A 17,355-nucleotide genomic window follows, 5' to 3' on the forward strand; every position below is an offset into this window, starting at 1 on the left:
CTGCAAATGTTAAATGTGGGTAAAAGACAGGCTTTGAAGCAGGGGATGAAAGCACCGCTCCATATTGATTAGTATCGATTGACTTTTCAATACAGCTGAGAGATACTTACGACAATCACCATGGAGAAGTACGCACATGCTCGTGTTTGAATACAAAATCGACGGGAACCAGCAGCAATACGCAGCGATTGATGAAGCAATCCGTACCACCCAATTCATTCGGAATAAATGCCTACGCCTCTGGATGGATGAGCGAAGCATAAGCCAGAATGACTTGCGGAAGTATTGTGCCGTTTTAGCTCAAGACTTCTCCTTTGCCTCTCGTCTCAACTCTCAGGCTCGTCAATCGGCCGCTGATCGCGCATGGCACGCCATTGCCCGCTTCTATGACAATTGCAAGCAACACACACCGGGGAAAAAGGGCTATCCGAAGTTTGTCCACACGCATCGGAGCGTCGAGTATAAAACCTCTGGTTGGAAGCTTGATGCCGATGGTCGTCATATCCTCTTTACCGATGGATGTGGTATTGGCCGAGTACGCCTGGTGGGAACCCGCACGATTGAAACTTTTCCGTTGAAGCAGATCAAACGCGTCAGGCTCATCAAACGAGCAGACGGATTCTACGTCCAGTTTTGTGTTCGGGCTGAGCGTGTGATTGAACACATCCCCACTGGGAACATCGTTGGCATTGATGTTGGCTTGAATGCCTACACGACCGACTCTCATGGCAAGACAATGAACAATCCTCGCTATCTGCGCAAAGCTGAAAAACGACTCAAACACTTGCATCGTCGCCTCTCTCGTACACAAAAGCAAAGCCGCAATCGCATGAAAGCACGCAAGCGGCTGGCCAAAGCGCATCTCAAAGTTCAAAGGCAGCGTGAAGATTTCGCCAGAAAACAGGCGAACGCGTTCGTTACGTCTCACGACCTGATTGCATTTGAACATCTCAAGATCGCCAATATGGTCAAGAACAGGCATCTGGCGAAATCGATCAATGATGCAGCCTGGGGAGGATTCCTGGCCTGGATATGTTACTATGGAGCCATGCATGCGATCCCCATCATCAAGGTGGCACCACATTTCACGAGCCAGAAGTGTTCGCGATGTGGGACTATGGTGAAGAAGAGCCTGAGCGTGCGGACCCATATCTGTTCCTGTGGACTGATCATGGATCGCGATGAAAATGCGGCGAGAAATATTCTCCAAAAAGCCTTAGAGAACGGTACTGCCGGGCAGGCAGGAACCACCACCCCATAGTGGGTTGGGAACGCTTCTGGACATTGGACCTCTACTCGTTGGTAGCGATAGCATCGAGCAAGCCTGGTGAGTGAAAGAAGAATCCCCCTCGATTTATCGGGGGAGTGTCAAAGAATGGATATATGGCAATTAAACGAATGGACAACATCGGCATCGTGGTGGAATCCCTCGATACCGCTATTTCTTTTTTCGCTGAGCTCGGCCTCGTGCTCGAAGGGCGAGCCATGGCAGAAGGCGAGTGGGCAGGGCGCGTCACTGGACTGGGCGACCAGCGCGTTGAGATCGCCATGATGCGCACGCCAGACGGCCACAGCCGTCTTGAGCTCTCGCGATTTATCACGCCTCCAGTGGTCGCCGATCACCGGAACGCCCCAGTTAACGCTCTCGGCTACCTACGGGTCATGTTTGCCGTGGACGACATCGACGATACACTCGTCCGGCTCCGCAAGCACGGCGCAGAGCTTGTCAGCAGCGAAGTGGTCCAGTACCAGGACGTGTATCGGCTCTGCTACATCCGCGGACCTGAAGGACTTCTCATTGGGCTGGCCCAAGAACTCAGCTGAGTCGCCGCCCATACGCTTGCCGCTTTAGGCGATGGATAAAGCCTTCCGTTGGCCCGTTGCTCCACGCCAGAGTTAGCCTGCGTGGAAGGCAGGAACTCACAAGGACTACGCTCTCTTGCTGTACATCAGCCTCTCAGGCCAATCTATGTATGCCAATGCTCATATGAGATTCATTGACATAGTATTTCACGAGAAATATGCCATTTTCAATTCTCTTATACATGAGCTTTTGAAAAACCAGAGAAAATATTTCATCAAGCGAATCTTCTTATGCATGAGCTTTTCCGCCCAAGAAAAGTATGTCGCAAAAAATCCTACTCCTATTCGAGTAATATATTTCTCAAGCTTTTTTGCCACTCAATGGATAATATATGTTCCAAGCTTCTGTAGGCAGTATAATTTTCCTCAGAAGCTCTAGAAGCACTATAATCAATCCCCTTCCCAATTTCAAGGCAGGCAGGATTTCCCAGATAAACATTTTGAAGAAAATCTTTTTCTTTTATTTTCCCGTTGTGGGATCACCAGTATCCCACAGCGAATTATAGACAAACAATACGTTGAATCACCACAAACACCTTCTCGTTGCGATATCTATAGAGGAAGGGATTTTCAATGGGAGCGGATAGAGTGAGCGTCATTATCGTAACGCTCCGTTCTGAGGATCTTCTTCCCAAAGGAGTATGTGCTCAAAAGAATGGCCACGCCAAATTTCTGAAAAAGCCATCTCAGAACCGCCCCCCCCACCACAACCAACGAAAAGCCCATTATGCCAACGGCAACCGCAAGGAGAAGCGAGGTTTCGAGCGTATCATAGAAGAGAAAGAATCCGTCTTTCAGTTGAGCGATCATCCCTTCTTGCTGCATGAACTGGATGGGAGCGTGCGCATAGGTGATCACCAGCACATCACCATCGCTCTCATAATAGTCCCCTCCTCCGTTGCGGGCATACAAAATGGGAGCAGTAAAAGCTGCGTCCACTTCCTCTGTGACCAGACCGGTTTTTTCCAGGTCATCACCGACCGCATTTCTTTCCAGGTCAACAGGAGGAGCAATGTGATGGGTGGGAAGATGGGTAGTCCCACTGAGCTCAATCCCGCTATCGTAGGATGCTTGTCCAATCCAGACAAGTTGACCACCGATGCGCGTTCCGGTCTTCCAGAGACGAATATGCTCGCGGTTTTGGACATCGTTGCTGGGTTTTTCAAACGCCAGATCCTGGACGCGCCCAAAGGCGTAGAGATGACTGACGGGTGCCGTGGGGTAAGGTTTGTGAGCAAGACTATCAGCCGCAATTTTCGCAGAAGTTTGGAGGGTAATGGGATCAGGAATCAGCCATCCGGCTTGGTGAAAGCTTTGCATTATCTGAGCTTGAGTTCCGACAAAGACCAGGTTGATCGGATCTCCCGCTGCTCCGGATTGTGTCCGAGTTATTTTAGGAGAGGTGGTGAAATCATAGGTGTAGGGATAAAAACAGATGAGCGCTACCGTGAGTGCGAGAAAAAGCAACAATGAAAGACTGATGATGCTCATTACGCAGGTTATCTTGTTGCTCATAAGTCACCTCTTTCTGTTTTCTCCTCTCACAAATTGCGAAGGAAATGCAGCGAACCTTCTCCTGTCTCCTCCGACTGCTCGTTCCCATCCACGCAGACGGGCGCATACCTCGCCAATCTGCAAACACGAGCAGAAGTCGCATGCAATCTCTTTGGCGGCTGGTTGCGCCTCAGGGAAGCGTGGGGGGGTCGATTTTACGTGGTAGGGACGTGAGCGGCAGTGTGACGGTAAAACAGGAGCCCTGTCCCACCTGGCTTTCCACACTGACCAAGCCGCCATGCGTGCGGACGATCCAATCGACAATGGAAAGTCCCAGTCCACTACTACTGCCCCCTGTCCGTCGCCGGGTGGAATCGGCACGGTAGAACCGTTCAAAGATATGGGGCAGGTGTTCTGGTGCCATCCCAATACCCGTATCACGAACGATCAGGCAGGCTTCCTCGTCCGTCTGTTCCACCGAAACCCAGACCTGACCTCCTGGATTGGTGTAGCGGATCGCGTTATCCAGCAGGTTTATCACCACCTGGATGAGCCGGGCCTCATCTCCCACCACGGTCACTGGATGGGGGATCTGCACGGCGAGTGCAATCCTCCGCTCATCTGCCAGGACCTCGGTCGTCGAGACGCACGTCTCTACCAGGCGATCCAACTGGACCACTTCGCGCTCAAACTGCGCCTGTCCTTCATCGCCACGCGCCAGGGTTAACAGGTCAGTCAGCAGAAGCGTCAGCCGCTCGGTTTCCGTGCGGATCTCACTCAGAGCTGTCACGGTCTCTTCGAGCCGTGGCGTCTCTAGCAGGGCAATCCCAGCTTTATTGCGGATCACCGCGACTGGCGTCCGTAACTCATGGGAGGCATCGGCGACAAATTGGCGTTGTCGGGAGAAGGCTTGATCGAGCGAATCGAGCATCGAATTGAGGGTCACGGCCAGGTACTGCACTTCGTCGCGGACGGGAGGTACTGGAACCCGCTGGTGTAGATCCCCTGCTTTGATCTTGCGCGCCGTCTCCGCGAGCCGTTGCATAGGCGCGAACGAGCGCGCAGCCAGCCAGTAACTGCCAGCCGCGCAGGAAGCCAAGACCAGAAACCCCACGACGAGCAGGGCGGCGACCAGTTGATGGAGCAGCATATGCAAATTGGACAGTGACTCTCCTACCTGGATCACTGCCACTGGTTTTCCCTCGTTGGTCAGCGTGCGGCTGTAGAGGCGCACTTCCTGATCTGAAGTGGACCGAACGGTTCCTTGCCAGGGGATGCCTTGCAGTGGTTGGGTGATACTTGCCAGAGGTACCTGCAAGGCGGGAAAAGCGGGTGTCTCGCTGAGTGGCCTTCCGTGCGCATCCAGCAGACGAATCAGGGCTCCCGCATTGACGTCTGCCGGGGAAAGTCCCTGCTCGGGCGTCGCCTGGCCAAAACCTGGTAGGGTTACTATTCCATTGTGGAGAACGAGACCACCAGAGATCTGCTGGGCGCGCAGTTGCAGATCGGTATCGAGACTCGCTTCCATGGTGTGTTCGAGGTACTGATAGAACACAGCTCCGGTGAGCAGCAGCAGCACCGCAAAGGCCGTGGTATACCAGCTAGCCATCTGCAACCGCAGACTGAACGGAAAGGAGCGATGTAAGGTGGTGAGTATTCGGCTCATTGGATCGGCTCCTTCAACTGATAGCCAGAGCCACACACCGTCTGGATCACATTGGGTTCTCCTGCCGCGCAGAGTTTGTTGCGCAAATAGCGAACATAGACCTCAATGACATTGGAAAACTGCTCGGCATCATAGTCCCAGACATGTTCGGCTATCGTCGCGCGGCTCAATATCTCATGAGGATGACGCAGAAAGAAGTCCAGCAGGGCATATTCCTTGCTGGAAAGCGCGATCACCCGTTCGCCTCGTCGCGCCTCATGAGTGCGCGTATCCAGGGTAATGTCGGCAAAGCGTAGGACCGGCGTCCTGGGCGTGCCATCCCGACGCAACAGCGCACGCACCCGCGCCTCTAACTCCCCAAAGTCAAATGGCTTGACGAGATAATCATCCGCGCCCAGGTCCAAACCCTGGATGCGGTCCTCAACGGTCCCCAGGGCGGTGAGAAACAAGATGGGCACCTGCTGGTGTTGGTGCATCTCACGCAGCCGTCGGCACACCTCACGGCCAGAGAGACCGGGGAGCAGGATATCTAAAATGATGAGATCATACGGAACGTCACTCTCGCGGGTCAGGGCTTCCTCTCCACTATTGACCAGATCGACCAGATAATGACATCGTTCGAGCCCTTTTTTGAGATCAGGACCCAGCACAGGGTGATCTTCAACAACAAGTAAACGCATACACACCTCCTTTTCTTGCGCTGTGAGGAACAGGTCTCACACCTGCTATTGTATCTCTCCAGAGATGAGGTGAAGATGAGAACCTCTCCAAAGGTCCTCCTGCCTGCGGTTCTCAGCTTCTTCTCATCTACGGTCACTACAGTAGGGTCAGATCTGGACACGAGCACTGCTCTCAAGCGCGCGACGCGAACGCGTATAGGAGGGTGAAGCAAGAGACGCTCATCTGCATCTCCTCTGCTCGTGGAGCGCGAAGGAGCAAACCGTCTCTTGACGTGCCGTCTGTTTCACATCGCTCTCCGGCCTGAGAGACAAGCGAACAAAAAGAGATATCGGTCAATTGAAATCTGAAACACATCGGGATATGTTCTGACAAACAAAGAGAGAGAAAAAAAGAAGGAAAAGGGAATATAGATGATTCGTGAATCCTTACAGGCACAAGCGTTTTCCCCTCCTCCACACGCCGTTGCAGGCGAGACGATCCTGCAAACGGTCGGACTGAGCAAGGTCTATGTGAGCTTGCCCCAGTTTGAAAGAGTCCCGAAAGCTGAGGTATACTAAACCAAGCTTGGAAAAGGGATGGATCAATGGGCAAGAATCAAAAGGTCTACACACGAGAATTCAAAGAAGAAGCGGTGCGACTAGCACAAACGTCAGGTAAGCCGATCACGCAAATAGCGCGGGAGCTGGGCATCTCCGACAGCGCGATCCATAGTTGGCGCAAGGAATTAGCGGAACATGGATCAGAAGCATTTCCAGGAAAGGGACATCAAACAGCCTTAGAAGAAGAAGTTGCGCGTTTGAAACGGGAATTAGGACGCGTGCAACAAGAGCGTGACATTTTAAAAAAAGTAGTGAGCATCTTCTCTCGGGACCAGCGATGAAATATCAATTCATAGAAGAGCACAAGCATGAGTTCACAATAGTAGTGATGTGTGGTGTGCTCGGGGTCTCGGAAAGTGGCTTTTACGCCTGGCGCAAACGTCCAACCTGCCGACGGAAGCAAGAAGATGCTCAGTTGACTCAGGAGATCAAGCAGGTGTTTGAGGTGCATCAGGGAAGATATGGTGCACCGCGTATCTACAGAGATTTGCATGATGAAGGGATGAGCTGTTCACGGAAACGAGTGGCCAGGTTGATGCGAGCAGAGGAACTGTCAGCCAGATCCAAACGCCGTCGGGTGATAACGACAAAGAGAGATGAAGCACATCCAGTTGCTCTCAATCTCCTCAATCGTGATTTTCATGCGGAAGAGCCAAATAGGAAATGGGTTACGGACATTACGTATATTCCGACAAAACAAGGATGGCTCTATCTTGCAGCGGTCCTGGATTTGTATTCACGAATGGTTGTAGGATGGTCGATGTCAGGCAGTTGTGATGAGAAGTTAGTAGAGCACGCGCTTGAACACGCTCTGGCTCGCCGTTGTCCTGATGCTGGACTCTTGCACCACAGTGATAGGGGAAGTCAATACACATCGCATGCATATCAGGCATATTTACAGCAATATGGAATACGGCCAAGCATGTCACGAAAAGGAAATTGTTGGGACAACGCAGTAATGGAGTCATTTTTTGGAACATTAAAAGATGAATGTGTGAGAGAGACATTCTATTCGTCACATGACGAAGCAAGATCAGCGCTTTTTGTCTATATCGAGGCGTATTACAATCGAATTCGTCGGCATTCGACGTTGGGGTATATGAGCCCATTACAATATGAGCGTATGAGAGTAGTACCTATGTTACAAAGCATTTGACGTATTACATTTTCTATAGTAAAATATGTACGTATTACGTTACATACGTACGTATAAACGTTTTTTGTTCCCCTCAGCTCTCACCACTGGAGACTCTACAAAAACGGGGCAATCTCAATGGAAAACGAAGAGCTGTCAATGGAATGAACCTGGAAGTCAAACGAGGAGAGGTCTTTGGATTTCTAGGCCCCAATGGCGCAGGAAAAACAACGACTATTCGCATGCTCCTGAACCTCGTTCGCCCAACCTCTGGAGAGATTCGGCTCTTTGGTGAACGGCTCGATCACCATCCGCGTCGTCTGCTGCCACGCGTGGGTGCCTTGATCGAACAGCCAGCCTTTCAAGCGTATTTAAGTGGGCGAGACAACTTGATCGTCGTGGGAGGCTATACCGGAGGCGTTGCGCACACTCGCGTCGATGAGGTCCTGGAACTGGTGGGGCTTGAAAGCCGGGGAAACGATCGCTATGGCACCTACTCGCTTGGCATGCGTCAGCGACTCGGGGTTGGAGCGGCCTTACTCACCGACCCGGACCTGATCATTCTGGATGAACCTGGCAATGGGCTTGATCCTGCTGGCATTGTCGAGATGCGTGAATTGATTCGGCGTCTGGCGACGCAAGGGAAGACCATCTTTGTCTCCAGCCACATTCTGGCGGAAGTCCGTCAATTTTGCACACGCATTGGCATTGTCCGTGCTGGATACATGATCGCGAGCGGAACTGTTGATGAACTGCTGCGAGCCAATGGTCTCTGGGAGATAGACGTCCCGAACCCGCCACAGGCACTTCCCTTGCTTTCGCAACTTCCTCTTGTGCGCTCTGCCCACCTTGAACACAACCACGTGTTACTCGATGCGCCATCGGCGCGAGGACGTGATCTCATTGCGTTCCTGGTACAGCAGAATATCTGGCCGGAAAGTGTCCATCGTCGGGAAGAGGAACTCGAACAGGTCTTTTTACGACTGACTGATCAGGAGGCGGGCTTATGAAAGCAGGCGCAAACGTATTGAAGACGTCCCTGTCCCAGACAGCAATTCCAACAGCAACCCTCTGGCAATTGATTCAGAATGAACTCTACAAGCTCTGGAAGCACCGCGTCACCTGGATCCTGCTGGGCGTTGATCTGTTTTTCGTATTCACTGCCTGGTGTGTCCTCGTCTTCTATGCCATGAAAACACATGAGGGTTTTGAGCCGGGGCACCTCCTGGGTGGAGCGGAGGCCCTGCGTAATGCCCTCTCCCAACCACTCATCCTCGGACGGCGTGGAGGAATGTTCATCACGGCGGCACTGGGAGGTCTGGCCTTTGGCTCCGAGTTTAGCAATGGCTCGATCCGCCTCATTCTCAGCCGGGGGGTCAATCGGGCGGCGTATTTGCTGTCGAAATACATCGCGCTTGCCGTGGTGTGCCTGGCACTGGTGATCGCAAGCCTCCTTTTGAGCGCAGTGTTAACCAGCTTGCTGATTCTCTTTCACCAGCCTGCTCCCACGTTGCTGAGTCTCGATGGCCCCACGCTGCAAAGTGTCCTCGCTGTTTGTGTCGGATCCTACGAGAGCTTTTTGTTCTGCTTGCTCTTCGGGGCAGCACTCGCTCTGGTGGCACGCTCAGCGGCCTTCGGGATGGCAGCCAGTTTTGCCTATCTTATCGGTGAAGATATCGCCGCGCAGATCTTGCCCGTGCTCAGCAAGGCACTCCACACGCAACTGGGCAATCAGATCGTGGATGTCCTCTACACCACGAATCTGAATGCCTTCTATGCCGATATGCTGCCGAAGTTCCTCGCGCAAGGACTCGACCGGATTGATGGGGTCGTTGCGTGTACCCCAGTGGGGAATATCTGCGTAGCGTCCAGTCCCATCCAGTCATTGCTCATCGTCTTGGTCTGGGGGCTTGTGCTGGCAGGCGTGCCAACCCTCCTCTTTCTCAAGCGCGATGTGTTGCAGTAAGAGCGAGATCCTCGACCACGGACTCGACCGAGAGCGCACCAAGCAAACACTCGCTCCTGGTCGGAAGACGAGCGATCCGTAACAAAAGAAGAAAAGAAACAACAAAAAGGAGTATCTCTAGATGAACACACAACTGCTTGCCATCCTGAAACATCCGGCGCTTTTCGTCGTGAGTATTATTGGCACGATCCTGTGCCTGCTTTTGGGAATCTATTATGTCCTTCCCGGGGTCTATCATGTCTCTTTGAGCCATTCCCATCCTCCCCTAGACCCCAAACCGGACTATGCGGCAGCCTTTCTCGTGCTCGCGGTGATCTGCGCAGGCGTGGCGGTTCTTGCTCGTCGTGCTGGACGGACGAAGTAACCTGATCCCATCCTGGTGGAGCCTTCCGGCCCTCGACAGAAACCTGCATGGGTTTCATTTTGCCGTTGGCCGGAGTTGCTCTTCGCCTTCCCAGAACGAGAGAATCACTCTATTCATGAGTTGTGCACCTACTGAAAGCTGGCGCGAAGAGGAGAGTGCAGCGGAGCAAGAGGAAGCCACAGAGGCATCCCAAGACGATGCTAGTACATAGCACTCCCTGCATCTACGCGTCATCTTTTGACTGGCAGAATATTCTGTCAGCCGCTAGTCTTGTTCCCCCTGTAGTGATGACGCCCCTCATGATCCTCTCTTCTGTCGAGCAATCACGGTCTGATGAGCACAAATTCCTTAACGTTGTCTTTCGGTTTCATTATACTCAAGGGCCGTTTCTCTCTTGACGCCCCCTTCTCTCTCTATTACTATATGAACAGGTATTCACATATCAAAAGGAGAAGATGGAATGGAGAAGGAAGAGACACTCCAAGCTATCGATGCTGAAACATTAGAGACAGCGCGTACTGAGGCCCTTCCCGAAGCACACTTGCAGATGATCGTCGAGACCTTTCAGGCGCTCTCCGATCCTACCCGCGCTCGTATTCTCTATGCCTTGATTCAGCGCCCCATGTGTGTCCGTGACCTGGCGCTCCTCGTCAGCGTCTCCTCGTCAGGAGTTTCGCATCAACTGCGCTTTTTACGAGATCGTCGCCTGGTCAAATCACAGCGTGATGGCAATACCATCTACTATCACGTCGATGATCACCATGTCAGCGCCCTCTTCAAAGAAGCCGACTACCATATCGATCATGTCAGGCGAGGGCTTCCCGATCATCCGTATCCTTGAGCCTCGCTCAAAGCCGCTTCACGCTCTGTTGTCGAGGCTTTTCAAGGTCAGCCCAGCTTCTTTTTTGGCTATCTATGTGACTACTTGAGCATATATGCAGTATGGAAGGAGGCTTCATGGCTTCATCACCTTCGGCTCTGATGCGTTTTCAGAGCGCATGTGTCACCTGTGTACAAGGCGGGCAACGCTTTGTTGGACGATACCGCGACTTTTTGCTTGATCCAGGGACGCTCTTTACCCTGGCAAGTCTTGTGCTGCTGATTGCCGCCACCATTGTGACCCCTGATGGACTGATCAATTCAGAGCATGCACGTACGTGGTTGTATCTGGCGGCTGCTCTGGCTGGTTCCCTCTACATCTGGTGGTCGGCCATTCAGGGCATTCGCGAACGCGATTTCACGGCGGATATTCCGGTTTCGTTTGCCACTGCCGCAGCCCTCATCATCGGTCAATATTCTGCGGCGGCGGTCGTCGCTGTGCTCTTGCTCTTGGGCGGGATGCTGGAAGAGTTCGTCTCCGCGCGCGCAGGCAATGCCCTGGATTCGCTTTCAAAACTCCTCCCGGACCGGGTGACTGTCAGGCGGAACGGGGAAGATCTGGTCGTCGTACTCTCGGAGGTGCAAAGCGCTGATCTGGTGCTGATCCGCTCAGGGGATCGCATCCCAGTTGATGGGGTGGTTGTTCAGGGAACCGCTTCCATCAATCAAGCCGCTATCACGGGCGAGAGTATGGCGGTGGAAAGGCGTCCTGGTGATACAGTATACGCGGGAACGCTGAACGAACTGGGAGCCCTGGAAGTGCGTACCACCAAAGTAGGAGAAGAAACCACCCTCGGCCAGATCCGACGTATGGTTGAGGAGGCACAAGAACAGAAGGCTCCCATTGAGCGCATTCTCAATCGATATGCCAAGTTTTACACGCCTGCCGCGCTCATTCTGGGAGCCTTCGTCTGGTGGTGGAGCGGCGATATCCTGCGAGCTATTACCATCCTCATCGTCTTCTGTCCCTGTGTGATGGTCCTGGCGACCCCAACTGCCCTGGTCGCCTCCATTGGCAATGCTGCCTTGCACGGCAGTCTCGTCAAAAAGGGCGCGACCATTGAAGCGATGGCGAAAGTCACTGCCGTGGCTTTCGACAAGACGGGGACGCTCACCTTTGGGCAACCCAAACTGACCACCATCCAGCCTCTCGGGATACTCACGGAAACCGATGTGTTACGCCTGGCCGCTATTGCCGAGAAGTTGAGTGAGCATCCGCTAGGACGTGCGGTCGTCCAGGCGGCTATGGATCGTGAACTTCCTGTTCCTGATCCGCAGCAGTTTACGGTCCTGCCAGGGCTGGGTGTACAAGCACGCATTGAGGATGGGGAGGTCGTCATTGGCCGGCCACGGCTCCTCTCCGAGCAGGGCATCACCGTTGATCCAGAGATCCAGGCTCGCGCGACGAATCTGGTAGCTGTAGGACGCACCGTCATCCTGGTCGCACACAACGGACAGATTGTTGGAATGCTTGTGCTGGAAGATACATTGCGGCCTCAAGCAAGTTCGGTGATCATGCACCTGAAGAAGCTAGGCATTCGCACGATTCTGGTGACGGGAGACAACACCGTGACGGCTGAGCGGATTGCTGGGGAGTTGGGCATCAGCGAAGTCCATGCCGAAGTCCTCCCGGCGCAGAAGGTCGAGATCGTGAAGCAGCTTCAGGCTCAAGGGTTCGATGTCGCCTTTGTGGGGGATGGTGTCAACGATGGGCCTGCCCTGGCAACGGCGAATGTGGGTGTGGCGATGGGGTTGGGTGGCACAGACGTGGCGATTGAAACAGCCGAGATCGCGCTCTTGTCTGATGATCTCACGAAACTGCCCCACTTGCTGAGCCTCTCCCGACAAGCGATGCGAGCCATCAAGCAGAACCTGATCTTCTCACTTTCAGTGTTGGCGATTGCGGTCGGGCTTGCCATTCCAGGCATTCTCGCGCCAGTGACCGGAGCGATCCTGCATGAACTCTCATCCATCCCTGTCATTGCCAATTCCGCTCGCCTGATTGGACTACGTGAACACCATGAGTAGAGAAGCAAAGAAAGCGCGTGGCCGCACCCCTCATCTTGTCTCTCAGAGGCTCTAACCCCAGTGCCGAAGGGGATGGATACGTCAACTCCTGATCCTGTTCTCCGTTATCGGGCCAGGACTGATTACCGCCAATGTGGATAACGATGCCAGGGGGATTACGGGCTACTCGCTGGCCGGGGCACAATATGGCTATGGGTTGCTGTGGGCCGTCGTCCTGGTCACGATTAGCTTGGCCGTCGTGCAGGAAATGGTGGCTCGCATGGGGGTGGTCACCGACAAAGGATTGGCAGATCTCATTCGCGAACGCTTCGGAGTCCGCGTGGCGTTCTGGAGCATGATACTCTTGTTGGTGGCCAATGCCGCGACCACAGTCGCCGAATTTGCGGGATTGCTGGAGCGATGGATATTTTCGGGGTGAGCCCCTTCATTACCGTGCCGCTGGCGGCTGTGGTAGTCTGGTTTCTCGTGGTGCGGGGCAACTACAAATATGTGGAGCGCATTTTGCTCGTCTTGTGCGCCATCTATCTCAGCTATGTCGGGAGCGGGTTTCTGGTCCATCCCGGCTGGGTGCACGTCTTCCACCAGCCGGTAGTGCCACCGCTCCAACTCAACCAGGGCTATTTGCTGACCTTGGTGGCCGTGATTGGGACGACCATTGCCCCCTGGATGCAGTTTTATCAGCAATCCTCGGTAGCAGACAAGCAGATTCCTGTGCAGCACCTGCGCTACGAGCAGATTGATACTTTGGTGGGAGCCTTCCTCACGGATTTTGTCATTTATCCGATCTGGCTCACTTTTGGTGATGCTCTTTGCTTTCCCAATATCCAGGTATTTCGCAGACGAGAATGTGCGCCACTGATGTTCCCCTGGAAGCGCAGATTCTCAGCCATATTGACCCATCCAAGCTTTGGGATCCAGACGCGATGATCGCCCAGTTCCATTTGATCATTCGCAAGATAAAAGCTGGCTTTGCTGCGTTTTTTGCTTTTGAACCGGGGATAGCCGGTGCGTTTTCCCGTCTTCATGCCTTCAAAGAAAGCGGTAAAGGCCTTTCCCAGATCAAGGAAGGGCTGATCAGAGGCGTTTTTGGTGACGTCCCAGGTCCAGGGAAACTGTTGCCGCCTGATGGCATTAAATTGTTTCTTTAACGCCAACGCGCTCGGCTTCTCACCGGCTTCATAGTGCCGATTCCATTCGGCGAGCGCCCAATTCCACACGAATCGTGTGGTTCCCGCAGCCTTGGCGAAATACACCTGTTGCTCGTCAGTCGGATGAAGGCGTATTTTGTGGGCTTTGATCATCGTACCTCTCCCCATATCCACCCAGTCACTCGGATCACTGTCTTGAATGTTTTACGCTACTTTGGCGAAAATATATGCTTCATGCACAGAGACTATCATACTCTCCTATATTTTTCAATACAGTAGGACTCTCCTTTGAGCTAAGCTTCGCACACACGATACCTGCTCCTGGGAAAGTAGAGAAGCGCTCCTGCCGCATCTCCTCAGTTTTTACTACCTCGAAACCGGCATCCGAGACGAGGGCGACCAGATCTCGGATGCGGCTTCCCCCGGCATGAAAGCGCGCAGCCTGGCCCTGGCGCTCCTGCTTGCGTGTGAAGTCAGCAACGACCAGGCGCCCGCCTGATTTGAGCACACGGGTGATTTCCGCGAGCCCCTGACGTTTGAGGCTCTGCGGCAAATGGTGCATCATCAAGGTCGCGAACACCACGTCGAACGTCTGATCGGGGAAAGGGAACTGCTCGATCACTCCAATCGACCCACGGGATGCGCAACGAGGTAAACTCAGGCAATGGAATCAATTGAAAACCTCAACAGGAAAAGGAAAGGAAGCAAAAGCCTTGCATCGATAGACTTCGATGAAGAGGTGATGCCCAGCCAGCAGCGCATCGGAAGGGTTGCCAAAGACAGGAAAAAAGGCTTACGCGACGGCTTGAGCAGGAGGGCCAAACGTTTCGAAGAAGCGGACGGGCAGGCCATGTAAAAGAACAGAGAGCCTGGGAGCATCAGCGGAACGGGCATTGCGAGCGAGGCGCTGGGACCAGGAGAGCCGATAATGAGCACGCTGCTCGCGAGTCAGCAGCGTCTCGTCTGGCTTCAGAGGATGTGCTGGCTGTGAGGACTGAGGGCAAGCTTCCCAGGAAAAGGTGGCTGTTTCTCGCCGTAGGAGCTGGGTCCAGTGACGGCGCACAGAGCGACGAGGCCAATCGCGCCAGAGCAAGGGAGCCGACGGAGACACGACGGGAACATGCGGCAAGGATGGCACCGCAGGAGCAGAGAGCGGATCAGGAGGCAGAGGCCAGAAGACGGCACTGACGCGGCGTGGTTTTTTGGTGGAAGGATGTTCTTGACACTGCTCGCGCAAGGGGCAAGCCCGACAGAAGCCAATGCGGCCCGCATACAAGACACGCAGAGAGCCATCATGTTCGGGTCGACGCTCTTGCGCGTACAGCGGATGATCAGCGGGACAGCGCAAGGTACCGTCGGGTTGCAGCGTAAACACTGAGCCAGGAAAACCGCCGGTAAACGAGCGTTTGGCCCACTGCGCAGGACCATAGATTACCGGAGCGGCTGACCCACTGGGAACGGCTGGCTCACTGAGAGCGACTGGCAAAACTGCGTGAGCCGGAGCAAATTCGGTCGTGCGCACTGTTGCGGGAGTCAGATGCAGGCCGAGTTCCATCCGCAGGTTCCAGAGCCACTGAACCAGGATCTGGAAGCATTCCTGTCCCCAGGCCGTGTGAGAGACCCAACGGTCAGCGTCCTGTTCACCATCTTCATCCGCCAGCACGGTTTCAAAAGAACCGCGATGCAGATACACATCCAGGACATCTTTGGCGCTGAAGGCAGGGCAAGGCAGCGTTGAAACAAAGAGCTCGTAGACAGTCTCCGCTCGCTGCTCCCCAACGGAGGGAGGGTCTGAGGTGGCTGGATGGGTCGCCACGATCACGCGTACCAGAGGCCCCGTAGGGGAAAGCGGGACGGCTGGACAATCAAACAGGGTCCGGGTCATCTGGCTTTCGGGGTGCGTACAGGTGGCAGCGGGAGCGGCAGCCAACACGGCCTGCATTTCCGCCACATCCAGCAGGTGGTAATCCTTGTGGCGGGCCACCACTGCCAGGCCCGAGGTGAGGACATCGCAGAGAGGAGCAGCATTGCCATACAGGCCGTCGAGGCGGATGACGATCTGCTGGGCAGGTACACCAACCTGCTTTCCATAGTCGAGCAGAACCTGGATCGCTCGCAGCAGTTCGCCCCGGTAATCGCCGTTGCCCGACCCTCCAAAGGTTCCCAGAAACTGATGGGTATGAGCTTGGAGCACCACGGTCCTGGTGCGTACGACTTCCCCGCGCTTGCGGCCCTGATACCCTTTGGCGCACACCTGGTCAAAGCGACGGCGCGCAGCAGGCAGCGACTCGGCCTGGGGCAAGGCGCGTTGGCGAGCGACCTTTCGGGTGCCATCCACATCCGCGACCAGCCAGCTCTGCCCACACCGATCGATGATCCCGCCGGGATCAGGAAACGACGTGCGGGCCTGCACGTCTTGCTGGAAGAGGGTACGCATGTTTTCGACGCTGGCCTGATCCAGCGCCGCCAAAAAGCGAGAGAGCGCGGAGCGCGAGGGCAAACGCTGGCGGCCAAAGAAGGCCATGAACTCGTCGGCAAACGGCACAAGGCGCTCGTAAAAGGCTTGCAAGGTCGGTTCACCGGAAAGCGCGTAGCCGACGAGGACCACGACAAAATCGATGAGATCGTAGGTCCCCATCCGGGCGCGCGCGAAGCGGACTCGTTGGGTGATAGCCGTGAGAATACCCGTCTGGGTGAGGCTCTGAGCAAAAGCTGCCGCTTCTCCCATCCAATTGGGAGTGGAAGGTTGCGACTCTGGAGTCGTCTGGACGGTGGTGGTCGAATGCGTCATACTAGAAAGGTGTCCTCCTTCTGAGAAAAATTTTGAGGTTTCTTCTCTTATAGGAGACACTTTTTTTTAGCGTTTCGCCAGTCTCTGCGGATCAGTTACAAATCTCGTTGCGCATCCCGTGGGATCGATCACTCCAAGCTGAAACTCGGCCGGTATGTTGCGCCGGGCCGCTTTCGCACGGGCACGGGCGATCTGCTGGGCCCCAGGATCAACGCCTGCCACGCGGCCCGCATGGCCTACGCGGGCAGGCCACATCCATGGCTAGCGTTCCCGTGCCGCAGCCTACATCCAGCACCTGCTCTCCAGGTTGAATGTGGGCCAGGGTGGCTCGCCTGCGCTTCAGATTTTGTCCAGCTGGCAGGCGATAGCGGTCCAGATACACAGAGAGGTGATGACGTCCTTCCTCCCCCAGAGGCACCCATCGTACCCTTGAGCCCTTTCCTCGTATCCTCAGCAAGCCATGGTCGCGATCAACATCTGAAAGGCGCAACTCACACACTTCAGAGGTGCGCATCCCCGTCTGGGCAAGCACCCAGAGCACCGCCTGGTTGCGTGCGCTGGCCTGATCTGCTCCCGGGGCCGTTTCTCCCGCAGGCCAGCATGCCAGCAGCAAGTGTTCCCATTCTTCTGATTCTACGAGATGAAGGAGCCCAGGTTCCTCATGGGACAAAAGAAAAGGAGTCTTTCAGATGGTAACGCGCATATTTATACTGAAATCAGTGGCATGCTTATCATCTATTA

General features: G+C 54.5%; 16 protein-coding genes and 2 pseudogenes. 10 read left to right on the plus strand and 8 right to left on the minus strand.

All coding sequences use genetic code 11. From position 1 onward, the window contains the following. Positions 1–136: 136 nt before the first annotated feature. The gene (locus KDW_RS02360; protein WP_151754477.1) at positions 137–1,261 is read left to right on the plus strand and encodes an RNA-guided endonuclease InsQ/TnpB family protein; all 1,125 of its coding nucleotides are present in this window, start codon (positions 137–139) and stop codon (positions 1,259–1,261) included. 122 nt (positions 1,262–1,383) lie between these two features. Beyond that, the gene (locus tag KDW_RS02365; protein ID WP_151754478.1) at positions 1,384–1,824 is read left to right on the plus strand and encodes a VOC family protein; all 441 of its coding nucleotides are present in this window, start codon (positions 1,384–1,386) and stop codon (positions 1,822–1,824) included. Between the two features lie 609 nt (positions 1,825–2,433). Here the strand turns inward: KDW_RS02365 and KDW_RS02370 are convergent. The 3 genes from KDW_RS02370 to KDW_RS02380 form a co-directional block, all read right to left on the minus strand. Next, positions 2,434–3,378, minus strand: coding sequence for an LssY C-terminal domain-containing protein (locus KDW_RS02370; RefSeq protein WP_151754479.1), 945 nt, complete (start codon positions 3,376–3,378; stop codon positions 2,434–2,436). A gap of 169 nt (positions 3,379–3,547) precedes the next feature. Then, on the minus strand, positions 3,548–5,023 hold the full coding sequence (locus KDW_RS02375) for a sensor histidine kinase (protein ID WP_151754480.1): 1,476 nt from the start codon (positions 5,021–5,023) through the stop codon (positions 3,548–3,550). Next, complete coding sequence (locus tag KDW_RS02380; RefSeq protein WP_151754481.1) at positions 5,020–5,703, minus strand: response regulator transcription factor; 684 nt, start codon at positions 5,701–5,703, stop codon at positions 5,020–5,022. Before KDW_RS02380 ends, KDW_RS02375 begins: the two co-directional genes overlap by 4 nt. 411 nt (positions 5,704–6,114) lie before the next feature. Between KDW_RS02380 and KDW_RS31495 the strand changes: the two genes are divergently transcribed. From KDW_RS31495 to KDW_RS33560, 8 genes and pseudogenes are all read left to right on the plus strand, one after another. Beyond that, on the plus strand, positions 6,115–6,261 hold the full coding sequence (locus KDW_RS31495) for a hypothetical protein (RefSeq protein WP_162004884.1): 147 nt from the start codon (positions 6,115–6,117) through the stop codon (positions 6,259–6,261). A 26-nt stretch (positions 6,262–6,287) separates the two neighbouring features. After that, positions 6,288–7,459, plus strand: a protein-coding gene (locus KDW_RS02385) for an IS3 family transposase (RefSeq protein ID WP_151754482.1) whose coding sequence is annotated in 2 segments (ribosomal slippage) — positions 6,288–6,543 and positions 6,543–7,459 — 1,173 coding nt in all. Because the reading frame shifts where the segments join, the coding sequence is not laid out codon by codon here. 143 nt (positions 7,460–7,602) lie between these two features. Further along, positions 7,603–8,448, plus strand: a complete 846-nt coding sequence (locus KDW_RS02390; protein ID WP_151754483.1) for an ABC transporter ATP-binding protein — start codon at positions 7,603–7,605, stop codon at positions 8,446–8,448. Further along, on the plus strand, positions 8,445–9,404 hold the full coding sequence (locus KDW_RS02395) for an ABC transporter permease (RefSeq protein WP_151754484.1): 960 nt from the start codon (positions 8,445–8,447) through the stop codon (positions 9,402–9,404). Before KDW_RS02390 ends, KDW_RS02395 begins: the two co-directional genes overlap by 4 nt. Before the next feature lie 121 nt (positions 9,405–9,525). Further along, the gene (locus KDW_RS02400) at positions 9,526–9,768 is read left to right on the plus strand and encodes a hypothetical protein (protein WP_151754485.1); all 243 of its coding nucleotides are present in this window, start codon (positions 9,526–9,528) and stop codon (positions 9,766–9,768) included. A gap of 460 nt (positions 9,769–10,228) precedes the next feature. Then, on the plus strand, positions 10,229–10,609 hold the full coding sequence (locus KDW_RS02405) for an ArsR/SmtB family transcription factor (RefSeq protein WP_151754486.1): 381 nt from the start codon (positions 10,229–10,231) through the stop codon (positions 10,607–10,609). A gap of 116 nt (positions 10,610–10,725) precedes the next feature. Further along, positions 10,726–12,675: a heavy metal translocating P-type ATPase gene (locus tag KDW_RS02410; RefSeq protein WP_198925171.1), complete on the plus strand. Its 1,950-nt coding sequence runs from the start codon at positions 10,726–10,728 to the stop codon at positions 12,673–12,675. Between the two features lie 133 nt (positions 12,676–12,808). After that, a pseudogene (locus KDW_RS33560) lies at positions 12,809–13,437 on the plus strand (NRAMP family divalent metal transporter); the annotation flags it as partial. A gap of 35 nt (positions 13,438–13,472) precedes the next feature. On the opposite strand, the pseudogene KDW_RS02425 reads toward KDW_RS33560, so the two are convergent. From KDW_RS02425 to KDW_RS02445, 5 genes and pseudogenes are all read right to left on the minus strand, one after another. Continuing rightward, positions 13,473–13,976, minus strand: a pseudogene (locus KDW_RS02425) (RNA-guided endonuclease InsQ/TnpB family protein); the annotation flags it as partial. 79 nt (positions 13,977–14,055) lie between these two features. Then, positions 14,056–14,445, minus strand: coding sequence for a class I SAM-dependent methyltransferase (locus KDW_RS02430; protein ID WP_198925172.1), 390 nt, complete (start codon positions 14,443–14,445; stop codon positions 14,056–14,058). Between the two features lie 171 nt (positions 14,446–14,616). Beyond that, complete coding sequence (locus KDW_RS02435; protein WP_151754490.1) at positions 14,617–16,614, minus strand: hypothetical protein; 1,998 nt, start codon at positions 16,612–16,614, stop codon at positions 14,617–14,619. A 66-nt stretch (positions 16,615–16,680) separates the two neighbouring features. After that, positions 16,681–16,836: a hypothetical protein gene (locus KDW_RS02440; protein ID WP_162004887.1), complete on the minus strand. Its 156-nt coding sequence runs from the start codon at positions 16,834–16,836 to the stop codon at positions 16,681–16,683. Beyond that, entirely contained in the window at positions 16,823–17,284 is a 462-nt protein-coding gene (locus KDW_RS02445; RefSeq protein ID WP_151754492.1) for a tyrosine-type recombinase/integrase, read from the minus strand. Before KDW_RS02445 ends, KDW_RS02440 begins: the two co-directional genes overlap by 14 nt. Between the last annotated feature and the right edge of the window lie 71 nt (positions 17,285–17,355).

Origin of the sequence: Dictyobacter vulcani (assembly GCF_008974265.1) — a bacterium.
GTDB lineage: Bacteria > Chloroflexota > Ktedonobacteria > Ktedonobacterales > Ktedonobacteraceae > Dictyobacter > Dictyobacter vulcani.

Coding starts and splice junctions, on each gene's coding strand:
- KDW_RS02360 (WP_151754477.1), top strand. CDS start 137: ATGCTCGTGTTTGAATACAAAATCGACGGGAACCAGCAGCAATACGCA.
- KDW_RS31495 (WP_162004884.1), top strand. CDS start 6,115: ATGATTCGTGAATCCTTACAGGCACAAGCGTTTTCCCCTCCTCCACAC.
- KDW_RS02395 (WP_151754484.1), top strand. CDS start 8,445: ATGAAAGCAGGCGCAAACGTATTGAAGACGTCCCTGTCCCAGACAGCA.
- KDW_RS02405 (WP_151754486.1), top strand. CDS start 10,229: ATGGAGAAGGAAGAGACACTCCAAGCTATCGATGCTGAAACATTAGAG.
- KDW_RS02370 (WP_151754479.1), bottom strand. CDS start 3,378: ATGAGCAACAAGATAACCTGCGTAATGAGCATCATCAGTCTTTCATTG.
- KDW_RS02390 (WP_151754483.1), top strand. CDS start 7,603: ATGAACCTGGAAGTCAAACGAGGAGAGGTCTTTGGATTTCTAGGCCCC.
- KDW_RS02435 (WP_151754490.1), bottom strand. CDS start 16,614: ATGACGCATTCGACCACCACCGTCCAGACGACTCCAGAGTCGCAACCT.
- KDW_RS02380 (WP_151754481.1), bottom strand. CDS start 5,703: ATGCGTTTACTTGTTGTTGAAGATCACCCTGTGCTGGGTCCTGATCTC.
- KDW_RS02375 (WP_151754480.1), bottom strand. CDS start 5,023: ATGAGCCGAATACTCACCACCTTACATCGCTCCTTTCCGTTCAGTCTG.
- KDW_RS02410 (WP_198925171.1), top strand. CDS start 10,726: ATGGCTTCATCACCTTCGGCTCTGATGCGTTTTCAGAGCGCATGTGTC.
- KDW_RS02365 (WP_151754478.1), top strand. CDS start 1,384: ATGGCAATTAAACGAATGGACAACATCGGCATCGTGGTGGAATCCCTC.
- KDW_RS02400 (WP_151754485.1), top strand. CDS start 9,526: ATGAACACACAACTGCTTGCCATCCTGAAACATCCGGCGCTTTTCGTC.